Origin of the sequence: Gillisia sp. Hel_I_86 (genome assembly GCF_007827275.1) — a bacterium.
Lineage (GTDB): Bacteria > Bacteroidota > Bacteroidia > Flavobacteriales > Flavobacteriaceae > Gillisia.
In genome coordinates, this window is sequence record NZ_VISE01000001.1 from 2,427,943 (window position 1) to 2,441,172 (window position 13,230).

Here is a 13,230-nt window from a genome sequence, read left to right on the forward strand (position 1 = left end):
ATGGAAGAAAGAAATGAATTATATCCAATTTTCCTAAAAGTAAATAAACTCAATGTACTTATTGTAGGAGGTGGCAATGTGGGGCTTGAAAAATTGCATTTTCTGTTGAAATCAAGTCCAAGTGCAAATGTGGAAATGGTAGCGAAATACTTTAAACCGGAGACAATAGCCTTGGCAGAAAAACATCAAGTAAAAATGACCAAGCGAAAGTACAAACGCAAATATCTAAAAGGAAGACATCTGGTAATTGCTGCTACCGATAATCCTAAGCTGAACAAAAAAATATATTTACAGGCTAGAAAAAGGTGTCTCCTGGCGAATATTGCAGACACCCCAGAGTTATGTGATTTTTATATGGGAGGAATTGTGAATAAAGGGCACGTGAAAATCGCTATTTCTACCAATGGAAAGTCTCCTACAACTGCGAAAAGATTGCGTCAGTTATTTGAAGAGATCATACCAGAGGATATCAATTTGATGGTGGAGAATTTAAATGAATTCAGACAAACTATCAAAGGAGATTTTGAAAGTAAGGTAGCTCAAATGAATAAAATAACAGAAACATTAATTGAAAAAAAAGTTAAGAATGATTAAAACAGATATTTTAATAATAGGTGCAGGGCCAACCGGTCTCTTTACTGTTTTTGAAGCAGGATTGCTAAAGTTGAAGACACATTTAATAGACGCACTGCCACAGCCTGGTGGGCAATGTTCCGAGATTTATCCTAAAAAACCGATCTATGATATTCCGGCATTTCCGGAAATCCTGGCTGGAGATTTGGTAAATAATTTGATTGAACAGATCAAACCCTTTGAACCTGGTTTTACGTTGGGAGAACGGGCGGAAACAATTGATAAATTAGAGGACGGGACGTTTATTGTAACTACCAATAAAGGCACTAGGCATCATGCGCCGGTGGTGGTAATAGCGGGTGGTTTGGGCTCCTTTGAACCAAGAAAGCCACCAATTGTCAATATTTTGGATTATGAGGATAAAGGAGTGAACTATTTTATCAAGGATCCGGAAGTTTATAGAGATAAAAAAGTAATCATTGCCGGAGGAGGCGACTCTGCTTTAGACTGGGTTATATTTCTTGCAGATGTGGCATCTGAGGTTTCCCTGGTGCACCGCCGAAATGATTTTAGAGGAGCTTTGGATTCTGTTGAAAAAGTTTCGGAATTGGCAAATCTTGGAAGGATCAATCTAATAACCAATGCTGAAATTGTGGGACTTACTGGGAAAGATCACCTTGAAAAAGTAGTGATTCGGCACAGAGATGAGGCTAGAGGCGAGGAGTTTAAAGATGTGGACGCTTTTATTCCATTATTTGGACTTTCACCTAAATTGGGCCCCATGGCAAATTGGGGCTTAGAGATCGAGAAGAATGCGATTAAGGTTGATAACTCATACGATTATCAAACCAACATTCCAGGGATTTACGCCATTGGAGATGTTAATACCTATAAAGGAAAATTAAAGTTGATTCTTTCTGGGTTTCATGAAGCAGCAATTATGTGCCAAAGCGCCTATCAAAGGATCAATCCCGGCAAGAAGTATATGTTAAAATATACTACAGTGGGTGGCGTGGAAGGATTTGATGGCACTAAAAAGGAAGCGAAGAAAGAAGTGGTGCAAAGTATAGGAGTGTAAAGTCCTTTTAAAATTAATTGTCTGTAAAGTATCCTAAACTGATAAAGGACGTCATTCTGAACTTGTTTCAGAATCTAATTGCACTGTAAATCAACGTGATAAATTAAGACCCTAAAATAAATTCAGGGTGACGAAACTACTATTCTGACAAAAAACGGATATACGTAAAAATTATGGCTGCATTATATTTCATTTTGAAGAAATGCAACAAATCTTAATTTAAGATTCTTTAATTGCCCAATCCTAAAAGGAATCCTATTTTTGCATAACCTATTAATCCTATAGGATAATATAATTATTAAAACAAAGTATCCTTTATTTGTTGGCATGGACGCATTTGGATTGCCATCAAATTTGAAAAAGAATAATTATGAAAAAATATTCAGAAGAAGAAATACTTGCCCTTAATACAAGGTTCAAAGGTGAAACACCTTCAGAGATAATAAGCTGGGCAATTCAAGATGCAGACAGACCGGTGGTAACCACCAACTTCAGACCTTACGAAGCGGCTATTCTACAGGCTAGTGTAGCTGTAGTTCCAGGGATCAGGATCGTTTGGTGCGATACCGGATATAACACTCCGCAAACTTATAGACATGCAGAAGACTTAATATCTCAGCTTGATTTAAACGTTAAATTATATACTCCGTTGCAAACTGCCGCACATCGCGAGGTCCTCTTTGGAGGAATTCCACAGGTGGAAGATGAGAGACACCAGGAATTTACAAGACAAGTAAAATTAGAACCCTTTATGAGGGCAATGGGTGAGTTAAAACCGGATGTTTGGTTTACCAATCTAAGAAAGGGGCAGACGGCTTTTAGGGACAGTATCGATATTTTGAGTTATAGCAAAAATGGCATTTTAAAGGTAAGCCCATTTTATCATTGGAGCGATGAGGAATTGGATACCTATCTAATAGAACATCAATTACCTAACGAGTTTAAATATTTCGACCCTACAAAAGTACTTTCCAATAGAGAGTGTGGGTTACATTCATAAATAGCAGAAAAATGAACAACATTTTAAATCAAAATCCATTGGAAAGCGAAGCGATCTATATTTTTAGGGAAGTAGTAACCCAGTTTGAAAATCCTGTGTTGCTTTTTTCTGGAGGTAAAGATTCTATTACCCTGGTAAGGCTGGCAGAAAAGGCCTTTTATCCCTCTAGGATCCCATTCCCTTTAATGCATATAGATACGGGGCATAATTTCCCAGAAACCATCGCATTTAGAGATAAACTGGTAAAAGAAATGGGACTTCAGCTCATTGTAAGAAATGTACAGGATGATATAGATAATGGAAAGTCTGTTGAAGAAACTGGGAAATACTCCAGCCGAAACAGTTTGCAAACAAACACGCTGTTGGAGGCGATCGAAGAATTTAAGTTTGATGCTTGTATAGGTGGAGCGCGAAGAGATGAGGAAAAGGCCAGAGCAAAGGAGCGTATATTCTCTGTAAGAAATGACTTTGGAGAGTGGGACGAAAAAAATCAGCGTCCCGAAGTATTCGATATGCTTAATGGACGGATAGATATAGGACAGAACGTTCGTGTTTTTCCTATCTCTAACTGGACAGAATTGGATGTTTGGAAATATATCGATCAGGAAGAAATCGAAATTCCATCGATCTATTTTTCACACGAGCGTGAGATATTTGAACGCGATGGGCTAATCTGGACCGCTTCAGAACATGTTTTTAAAGACGATTTAGAAGAGGTGGAAACCAGGAATGTGAGGTTTCGCACTGTGGGGGATGTTACCTGTACTGCAGCTGTAGAATCCCATGCCAGAACTATAGGGCAAATTGTCCATGAGATCACCAATTCGCCAATTTCTGAGCGTGGCGCCAGAATAGATGATAAACGCTCTGAGGCGGCAATGGAGACAAGAAAACAACAAGGTTACTTTTAAACAATAAATAACAAAATGGAAGTTCTAAAAATAGCAACGGCAGGCAGTGTAGATGATGGGAAGAGTACGTTGATAGGAAGATTGTTGTATGACACCAAATCCCTAACTACAGACAAATTGGAAGCTATTGAAAAAAGCAGTAGAAAGAAAGGCCTGGATTATCTGGATTTTTCTTTAGCTACAGATGGGTTGGTGGCAGAGCGGGAACAAGGGATCACAATAGATGTTGCACATATTTATTTCTCGACCAAAAAGAAGAGCTATATCATCGCTGATACTCCTGGACATGTGGAATATACAAGAAATATGGTGACAGGAGCTTCTACTTCACAGGTTTCAATTATTTTGATCGATGCCAGAAAAGGGGTGATCGAGCAAACTCAACGGCACTTTTTTATCAATAATCTTTTAAGGTTAAAAGAAGTTGTAGTGGCGGTGAATAAAATGGATCTGGTGAATTATTCGGAAGAGGTCTTCAACGAAATAGTATCAGATTTTAAAAAGATCCAGAAGGAAAGTGAGTATAAAGATCAAAAAGTGACATTTATCCCTGTGAGTGCTTTGTGGGGCGAAAACATAGCTGAAGCTTCTACGAATATGGAGTGGTATCAAGGGGACACTGTATTGGATCATCTTGAAAACATTAAAACCGAAGATTTTCAGAAAAACACCCAAGCCAGATTTCCGGTGCAAACCGTTATTAGGCCCAAAACCAAAGAGCATAGGGATTTTAGGGGCTATGCAGGTAAGTTGAGTGGCGGAAACCTAAAGGTGGGAGAATTTGTTACCGTCTTGCCCAGTTTAACCAGCAGTAAGATCAAAGAGATCTATTTTTTCGATAAAAAATATGAGGAGGCAAGTTCAGGAAGTTCTGTAACAATTACTTTGGAGGATGATATAAACATTGCCCGAGGAGATACTTTGGTGAAATCTGATGAGATAGCAACGTCTTCTAAAAATTTAAGATCTACCATTTGCTGGATGGATTCCAAATCCCTGGTTCCGGGTGCCAAGTATTTACTTCAACATAATACAAACCGAATCCTTACTAAGATCAATTCCATTGAAACCCTGAAAATTGGGAATTATGATGCAGGTGAGATAAATTCGAATTTGTATTTAAATCAGATCGGGCAGGTAACTTTAAAGCTAAGTAAGAATATTTATGCCGATACTTACAAGAATAATCCTGAAAACGGAAGGTTCATCCTTATAGATCCTATAACCAATACCACGGCAGGAGTAGGTTTTATAGATTCTTTGAATATTTAATCTCTCCCTCAATTGTTAACCTATATTCATTCTGGATTTATTAAATTTGACCAAATTCTGAAACAAAATGAAGATCCATTTAAAACGTTTGAACACCAACTATCTTTTTGAAACCAAAAATGAGCGAGGAGATGTGGTGCTTCTCGACAACAAATCTGAAGAAGAACCAAAAGGATCCAGCCCAATGGATCTTATTTTGAGAGGAATTGCAGGATGCAGCGGCATAGATGTGGTAATGATATTAAAAAAACAGCAGCATGAACTCGAAGATCTACAAATCGAGGTGGAAGGTTTTCGCGAAGATGGGGCCATACCAAATGTCTTTAAAAAAATCAATTTAAATTTTATTTTACAAGGAGATGTATCCGCTGCCAAAGTTAAGAGAGCAGTTAAGTTGTCTATGGATAAATATTGTTCGGTTTCAAAAATGTTGGGAAAAGCTGCGATTATTACTTATTCTATCACTTTAAATGGGGAAGAAATTAATTGAGTTCAACCCCTCAAAAAGGGTTTATTTCCTTCCCATCCGGATAGCGCTATCTGGATGTTTCGGGTTTTCAAAAATAATTTTATCCCTATAATTATCTTAACACACTTGGTAGGCTTTCATTGAAGTTTGTGATTTTAAAGATAGCACTTGGAATTGCGCAAACTAAGTGTATCTTTACAAGATATTTAAGTTCTTATTTATTTTTAAAACGTTATCAAGAAAGGTGGAGGGATAAGACCCTATGAAACCTTGGCAACCCTCCTTTTGGAGAAGGTGCTACATTCTACCACGCTCAGGCGTGGATAGATAACAAAAAGAATCCTTTCTTCCTTCTTTTTTGATACATATATACTTTATAAAATGTCAAAATTAGAAGAAATCCTTTCCGAAAAAATATTAATCCTCGATGGTGCAATGGGCACCATGCTTCAAGAATATAAATTCTCTGAAGAAGATTTCCGTGGCGCTCGTTTTGCCGATTGGCCAAAATCCCTAAAGGGCAATAATGATCTTTTATCGCTTACCCAGCCTCACGCTATCGAGGAGATCCATAGAAAATATTTTCTAGCGGGTGCCGATATTGTAGAGACCAACACCTTTTCTGGAACTACCATAGCCATGGCAGATTATGGAATGGAAGAGCTGGTCTATGAGCTAAATTTTGAATCGGCCAGAATCGCTAAAAAAGTAGCGATAGAACTTACTTTGGAAGAGCCATCCAAACCGAGGTTTGTAGCAGGTGCAATCGGGCCTACCAACAAAACGGCAAGCATGTCCCCAGAGGTGAACGATCCGGGATTTAGGGCCATTTCTTTTGAAGAATTGTTGGTTGCCTATAAGCTTCAAGCTCGTGCCTTAATAGAAGGCGGAGTGGATGTTTTATTGGTGGAGACTGTATTTGATACCCTAAATGCAAAAGCGGCTTTATACGCAATAGATGAATTAAAAGAGGAACTTCAATCCGAAATTCCTGTGATGATAAGTGGCACTATTACAGATGCTTCAGGAAGAACCCTCTCTGGGCAAACTGCAGAGGCATTTCTAATTTCAATTTCACATATGAATTTGCTAAGTGTTGGTTTCAACTGTGCCCTTGGTGCAAGTCAACTCACCCCACATTTAGAGGTTCTGGCACGAAAAAGCAATTTTGGGATCTCTGCCTATCCAAACGCAGGATTGCCAAATGCCTTTGGGGAATATGATGAAACCCCAGAGAGCATGGCAGGGCAAATTCGTGAATATTTGGAGAAAGGATTGGTGAATATCTTGGGTGGGTGTTGTGGAACAACTCCTGCGCATATAAAAGCCATTGCAAAAATAGCCAAGGAATACCAGCCCAGACCGCTTAAAAAAATATTGAACCCAGAAACAACCCTATAAATATGTTAGAATTTAGAGCATTAAAACTTTCGGGTTTAGAGCCGCTTGTTATTACTCCAGAAAGCAATTTCGTGAATGTTGGCGAGCGTACGAACATGTCTGGTTCCAAAAAATTCCTCCGATTAATAAAGGAGGAAAAATATGAAGAAGCCATTGGCATTGCGAGAGAACAAGTGGATGAAGGAGCGCAGATCATAGATGTAAACATGGACGATGGCATGGTAGATGGCAAAGCAGCTATGGTTAAGTTCCTGAACTTGATCGTTGCAGAACCCGATATTGCCAGGGTGCCAATAATGATAGATAGTTCCAAATGGGAGATCATAGAAGCCGGGTTACGAGTTGTTCAGGGGAAATGTGTGGTAAATTCCATTAGCTTAAAAGAAGGGGAAGAAGTATTCATCGATCAGGCAAAAAAAGTAAAACGATACGGTGCCGCCGTAATAATTATGGCTTTTGATGAATTGGGCCAAGCCGATACATTGGATCGAAGAATAGAAATCGCAAAGCGGTCCTATAACATACTTACCCAAAAGGTAGGTCTCGCACCAGAAGATATCATTTTCGATCTCAATATATTTCCGGTGGCTACAGGAATGGACGAACACCGAAGAAATGCGATAGATTTTATCGAGGCAACACGTTGGGTAAAATCGAATCTACCTCATGCCAGTATTAGTGGAGGTGTGAGCAATGTGTCTTTTTCCTTTAGAGGGAATAATCCTGTGAGGGAAGCAATGCATTCGGTTTTCTTATACCACGCCATAAAGGCCGGGATGAATATTGGAATAGTTAACCCGGCAATGTTAGAGGTGTACGATAATATTCCGAAAGATCTCTTAGAGCATGTGGAAGATGTTATTCTAGATAGAAGGGATGATGCAACAGATCGGCTTTTAACTTTTGCTGAAACGGTTACCGGCTCTGTTCGCGAGAACAAGATAGATCTCTCATGGAGGGAAAAACCTTTGCAGGAAAGAATTACACACGCATTGGTTAGAGGTGTGGATGCATATATTTTAGAGGATGTGGAAATTGCCCGATTAGCATCTTCCAGACCCATTGAGGTGATTGAAGGTTTTTTAATGACCGGAATGAATGTGGTGGGAGATCTTTTTGGAAGTGGGAAAATGTTCTTGCCTCAAGTGGTGAAATCGGCTAGGGTCATGAAAAAAGCGGTAGCTTATTTGCTGCCATTTATAGAAGCAGCTAAAGATGGCTCTACAGGAAAAGGTGCAAAAGGCAGGATCTTAATGGCGACCGTTAAGGGAGATGTGCACGATATAGGGAAGAATATTGTAGGTGTAGTGCTGGGCTGCAATAATTACGAAATCATAGATCTAGGTGTCATGGTGGCTCCGGAAAAGATCATTGAGATAGCAAAACTGGAAAATGTGGATGCCATTGGCCTAAGCGGACTTATAACGCCTTCTTTAGATGAAATGGTGTATTTGGCCAAGGAAATGCAACGTCAAAATTTTACGGTTCCCTTATTAATTGGCGGTGCTACTACTTCAAAAGCGCATACTGCTGTGAAGATAGATCCTCATTACACCAATGCAGTGATCCATGTGAATGATGCCTCCCGCGCAGTAAATGTGGTAAATGATCTTCTGAAAAAAGAAACTTCGGAACAATATTTTAAAGATATCAAAACAAATTATGAAGTTTTCAGAACCAATTTTCAGAAGCGTAGTAAAGTGAAGGATTTTCTTCCGCTAGAACTGGCACGCGAAAATAAATTCCAGATCAATTGGAAAACTTCGGAAATTGTTAAGCCCAATAAACTGGGAGTTCAGGTAATTGAAGATTTGGAGCTTGAAAAATTGGTGCCTTTTTTGGATTGGACGCCATTCTTCAGAAGTTGGGAGCTGCATGGTAAATACCCTGCGATTTTAACCGATGAGGTTGTGGGGGAACAAGCGTCAATTTTATTTAATGAAGCACAGCAACTTCTAAAGAAGATCCTAAATGAGAAATTACTGAAGGCGAAAGCGGTGTTTGGATTATTTCCGGCAAATTCAGTTGAAGACGATGATATAGAGATAACCATTTCTGAAGGGAATGAAGAAAAAAAGAAGGTTTTTCGCACTTTGAGGCAACAACTCAAAAAGTATGAAGGCAAGCCAAATTTTGCTTTGGCAGATTTTATCGCGCCCAAGGATTCTGGTATTCAGGATTATATTGGCTGTTTTTGTGTGAGTACAGGTTTTGGGACCCAAGAACTTGCTTCCAAATTTGAAGCCGATCTGGATGATTACAATGCGATCATGGTAAAAGCTCTGGCCGATAGATTGGCCGAAGCCTTTGCAGAGTATCTTCATAAAAAGGTACGAACCGAAGATTGGGGATATGCGGCCAAAGAAGAACTTTCCAATGAAGATCTTATCAAAGAAAGCTACAAAGGGATTCGTCCTGCTCCCGGATATCCAGCCTGTCCAGATCATTTAGAAAAAATCACTATTTGGGACGTTCTGAAGGTTGAAGAAAACATAGGCGTTAAACTCACGGATAGTTTGGCTATGTGGCCAGCAGCCAGTGTGAGTGGCTATTACTTTGGGAATTCTGAAGCTAAATACTTCGGACTTGGAAAGATAAAATTAGATCAGGTGCAGGATTTTGCAAAACGAAAAAAAATTCCTGTAGAAAAAGCAGAGAAATGGTTGAATCCTTCAATTTCAGATCAATAAATAGATGAAAATAACAGAACATATTACTGCCGCTAAAGGCAAAACACTTTTTTCTTTTGAAATATTACCGCCCCTAAAAGGGCAGAACATCCAATCTATTTTTGATGGAATAGATCCCTTGATGGAGTTCAACCCTCCGTTTATAGATGTGACCTATCATAGGGAAGAATATGTGTATATAGAGCAACCCAACGGATTTTTAGAAAAAAAAGTGGTTAGAAAAAGGCCAGGAACGGTGGGTATTTGTGCCGCAATTCAGAACAAATACGGAATAGATGCGGTGCCGCATATCCTTTGTGGAGGATTTACCAAGGAAGATACCGAGAACTTCCTAATAGATCTTGATTTTTTGGGCATTAACAACGTCATGGCACTTCGCGGGGATGCCGTGAAAAGCGAAACCTATTTTAAACCGGAGCCAAATGGCAATTGTTTCGCATCAGATCTGGTTTCTCAAATCCAAGAAATGAACCAAGGGCAATATCTGGATACTCCTTTGGAAAAAAACCATACCACTGATTTTTGCGTAGGTGTTGCTGGATACCCTGAGAAGCATATGGAAGCACCAAGTTTGGATAACGACATAGAAAGGTTGAAAACAAAAGTTGCTGCCGGAGCAGAATATGTGGTTACCCAAATGTTTTACGATAATTCAAAATTCTTTGAGTTTGTGGCAAAATGTAGAAAAAGTGGCATTACCGTCCCAATAATTCCAGGGCTTAAACCCCTTGCAACCAAAAGGCAACTTACCAATATTCCACATAGGTTTCATGTGGATTTGCCTGAAGAACTTATAAAGGCAGTTAATAATTGCAAGACCGATTTGGAGGTTCGGGAAGTAGGTGTAGAATGGTGCACCGCTCAAAGCAAAGAACTAATAAGTTCTGGTGTAGATGTGCTGCATTATTATTCTATGGGGAAAAGCACAAATATTCATAAAATCGCTTCTTCGGTTTTTTAAAATAATAGATTAGATTTGCCCCCTATGAAAAAATGCTTGCTAGTCCTACTTTTGGTTTTTTCTGCCACTTCTTCTGCTCAAGAGGAGATTAAAAAGTATTATTCCTTAGATGCGAATTATTTTTATGGCTCCATCATTGAACATAACCCTGATATTGCCCACTTAATTACAGGCCATCCTACTGGAATTATTTTAAGCTTCAACAGAAAAACCTACGGTTTAGAAGCTTGGGAGCGCAGATATAATTACCCGGATTTTGGGTATTCATTCACCTATCAGGATCTTAAAAATCAGTATTTAGGTAAGAATTATGCCTTGTATGCCCATTTTAATTTCTATTTTTTAAAGCGGAATTTAATGTTCAGGATAGGACAGGGGGTGGCTTATGCCACGAATCCTTATAATGCGGAATCCAATTATATCAATAATGCTTACGGATCCAGATTGTTGAGCTCTACTTATCTCATGGGGAACTATCATAGGCAAAATATTTATAAAGGATTTGGAGTGCAGGCAGGAGTTTCAATAATCCACTATTCCAATGCCGACTTTAAATCTCCCAACAACAGCACCAATACCTTTACTTTTAATGTTGGGTTGAATTATCAACTGGATTATGAAAATATTCCCGAATATGTAGAAAAAGACCCGAAGGAGAAAAAATATACAGAACCTGTTCATTATAATTTTGTCCTTAGAGGCGGTGTGAACACAACAGGAGTAATTGGTTCCAAACAGTATCCGTTTTTAACGGTTACAGGTTTTGCAGATAAAGTGATCAATAAAAAAAGCACTTTGCAAGCTGGGGCAGAAATTTTCTTTTCTAAGGCTTTGGAAGAATTTATCTATTTTCAATCTGTTGCATTTCCGCAGGGAAAAACCGTTGGGGATGAAGATGCTAAAAGAGTTGGGGTTTTTATTGGACATCAATTAACCTTCAATAAATTGTCTTTAATTACTCAGGTAGGTTACTATGCCTATTATCCTTACGATAATTACGTGGAGCGGTTGTATAATAGACTAGGTTTAAGAAGAAAGATAAGCGAACATTGGTGGGCATCGGCAACGGTGAGGTCTCATGCTGCCAATGCCGAAGCTGTGGAATTTTCAATAGGATATAGATTGTAGGATATGAAAAAGTTGGTTTTTTTAATACTCTCTACTTTTTTACTAAGTAGTTGTGATGCCGAAGATGCTCCCGGTTGTTTCAAAAAAGCAGGGGAGATCGTGCAGGATGAAGTTCTAGTTGATTCTTTTAATGAAATAATTGTTTACGAAAGAGTAAAGCTATTCATTCAGCAAGGACCAGTTCAAAAAGTGTTGATAGAAACCGGGGAGAATCTAAGAAAAGATGTTTCTGTTGAAGTAATAGCTAATAGATTGAGCATCCGAAATGGGAATTCCTGCAACTTGGTGCGGGATTATGAAATCACTAAAGTATATGTAACTGTTCCAGAACTTACGTGGCTTCAGAACAGCAGCGGGAGCGCTATAGCATCTATTGGAACCCTTAAACTGAACAATCTTTGGCTCCGCTCGGTAAATCAGGAAAACGATTTGTCCATTCACACCGATGGCGATTTTATTTTAGACTTGGATGTGGGAAATTTAAGGATTACCAACGATAATGTTTCCAATTATTTCCTGTCGGGAAAAGTGGAGAATTTTAACGTGTTCTTTGCCGCAGGAGATAGCAGATTGGATGCTCCTAATTTAATTGTTCAGAAATATGAGATCTTTCATAGGGGCACCAATAAAATGATTTTGTTCCCAGTTCAATCCCTTAAAGGGGAATTACGCAGCAGTGGAAATGTGATCGCAAAGAACAGGCCTCCAATTGTGGATGTAGAGGAATACTATACCGGGAGGCTTATTTTTGAGTAGTCAATTCTGAAAACAAGGTTTCCAGATTCTTGGATTTTCTATTTAGCTGAAGGGTTTTTAACCCGTTATCATGGGCGAAATCGAAAACTGCCGGGCGCATGTCTTTATCTGTGTTGAATTTAAGTTCGTAATGAAATCCGCCTATGTTTTTTGCAGACACCAGATTTGGCAATGCGTTTAAAGCAACTTCCTCTATTCGATAATCGAATTCCACCTGAATAATTTGCTCTTTTTCATCACGCAATTCCTCCATTTTCATATCGGCTACAATTACACCTTTGTCTATTATGATAACACGGTCGCAAATGGCTTCTACCTCTTGCATGATATGCGTGGAAAGAAAAACGGTTTTTTGTTTTCCAACCTTTAAGATCAAATTCCTAATCTCTGTAAGCTGATTTGGGTCTAAACCGGTAGTGGGTTCATCTAAAATCAATACTTCCGGATCGTGTAAAAGCGCTGCGGCAAGCCCAACCCGTTGTCTATATCCCTTAGAAAGTTGCTCGATCTTTTTGTTGGCTTCAGGCACCAGTCCAGTCATTTCTATTACTTCTTCGATCCTGGAATTAGCTGTATTGTATATAGAAGCATTAAAAGCCAAATATTCCCGTACGTACATTTCGGTATACAATGGATTGTGTTCCGGTAAGTAACCAATAGCTCGCTGTACTGCTTTTAAATCTTCGGAAAGCAACGTGTTGTTCACGCTCGCCACGCCTTCAGATGCACTTAAATAACCCGTAAGGATCTTCATAAGAGTAGATTTTCCTGCCCCGTTGGGCCCCAGAAATCCTACGATCTCACCTTTTTCGATTTGGAAGGAAACCTTATCCAAGGCTTTTTGTTCCCCGTAATATTTAGATATTTCTTTAACAGAAATGGACATAGCAAAGCTTTTTTCAAAAGTATGGATAAATTTATTTTAAAAGGGTTCTCACTAAAACGTTATCGTGAAAAAAATATAAAAAATTATAGGTCATATTAAATTAAA

The 13,230-nt window shown here is 38.9% G+C and carries 12 protein-coding genes and 1 riboswitch; of the genes, 11 read left to right on the forward strand and 1 reads right to left on the reverse strand.

Features of this window, described 5'->3' with window-relative positions; all coding sequences use genetic code 11:
• From JM83_RS10990 to JM83_RS11040, 11 genes are all read left to right on the forward strand, one after another.
• The gene (locus JM83_RS10990) at positions 1–594 is read left to right on the forward strand and encodes a bifunctional precorrin-2 dehydrogenase/sirohydrochlorin ferrochelatase (RefSeq protein WP_144962054.1); all 594 of its coding nucleotides are present in this window, start codon (positions 1–3) and stop codon (positions 592–594) included.
• Positions 587–1,651: an NAD(P)/FAD-dependent oxidoreductase gene (locus JM83_RS10995; protein WP_144962056.1), complete on the forward strand. Its 1,065-nt coding sequence runs from the start codon at positions 587–589 to the stop codon at positions 1,649–1,651. The genes JM83_RS10990 and JM83_RS10995 overlap by 8 nt, the downstream gene beginning before the upstream one ends.
• Before the next feature lie 370 nt (positions 1,652–2,021).
• Complete coding sequence (locus tag JM83_RS11000) at positions 2,022–2,651, forward strand: phosphoadenosine phosphosulfate reductase family protein (RefSeq protein ID WP_144962058.1); 630 nt, start codon at positions 2,022–2,024, stop codon at positions 2,649–2,651.
• A gap of 11 nt (positions 2,652–2,662) precedes the next feature.
• Positions 2,663–3,562 carry a sulfate adenylyltransferase subunit CysD gene (cysD, locus tag JM83_RS11005; protein ID WP_144962060.1) on the forward strand — a complete coding sequence of 300 codons (900 nt, stop codon included), beginning with the start codon at positions 2,663–2,665 and terminating at the stop codon, positions 3,560–3,562.
• A gap of 15 nt (positions 3,563–3,577) precedes the next feature.
• On the forward strand, positions 3,578–4,834 hold the full coding sequence (locus JM83_RS11010; RefSeq protein WP_144962062.1) for a sulfate adenylyltransferase subunit 1: 1,257 nt from the start codon (positions 3,578–3,580) through the stop codon (positions 4,832–4,834).
• A 67-nt stretch (positions 4,835–4,901) separates the two neighbouring features.
• On the forward strand, positions 4,902–5,324 hold the full coding sequence (locus JM83_RS11015; RefSeq protein ID WP_144962064.1) for an OsmC family protein: 423 nt from the start codon (positions 4,902–4,904) through the stop codon (positions 5,322–5,324).
• Positions 5,325–5,532: 208 nt separating this feature from the next.
• Positions 5,533–5,637: riboswitch (SAM riboswitch) on the forward strand.
• A 47-nt stretch (positions 5,638–5,684) separates the two neighbouring features.
• Positions 5,685–6,704, forward strand: coding sequence for a homocysteine S-methyltransferase family protein (locus JM83_RS11020; RefSeq protein WP_144962066.1), 1,020 nt, complete (start codon positions 5,685–5,687; stop codon positions 6,702–6,704).
• 2 nt (positions 6,705–6,706) lie between these two features.
• Positions 6,707–9,394: a methionine synthase gene (gene metH / locus JM83_RS11025; RefSeq protein WP_261376443.1), complete on the forward strand. Its 2,688-nt coding sequence runs from the start codon at positions 6,707–6,709 to the stop codon at positions 9,392–9,394.
• 4 nt (positions 9,395–9,398) lie between these two features.
• Positions 9,399–10,355, forward strand: coding sequence for a methylenetetrahydrofolate reductase [NAD(P)H] (gene metF / locus JM83_RS11030; RefSeq protein ID WP_144962070.1), 957 nt, complete (start codon positions 9,399–9,401; stop codon positions 10,353–10,355).
• Between the two features lie 24 nt (positions 10,356–10,379).
• The gene (locus JM83_RS11035; protein ID WP_144962072.1) at positions 10,380–11,483 is read left to right on the forward strand and encodes an acyloxyacyl hydrolase; all 1,104 of its coding nucleotides are present in this window, start codon (positions 10,380–10,382) and stop codon (positions 11,481–11,483) included.
• Positions 11,484–11,486: 3 nt separating this feature from the next.
• On the forward strand, positions 11,487–12,239 hold the full coding sequence (locus JM83_RS11040; protein WP_144962074.1) for a head GIN domain-containing protein: 753 nt from the start codon (positions 11,487–11,489) through the stop codon (positions 12,237–12,239).
• Here JM83_RS11040 and gldA read toward each other — a convergent pair.
• The gene (gene gldA, locus JM83_RS11045) at positions 12,226–13,125 is read right to left on the reverse strand and encodes a gliding motility-associated ABC transporter ATP-binding subunit GldA (protein WP_144962076.1); all 900 of its coding nucleotides are present in this window, start codon (positions 13,123–13,125) and stop codon (positions 12,226–12,228) included. The two genes, JM83_RS11040 and gldA, sit on opposite strands and share 14 nt — an antisense overlap.
• Positions 13,126–13,230 lie beyond the last annotated feature (105 nt).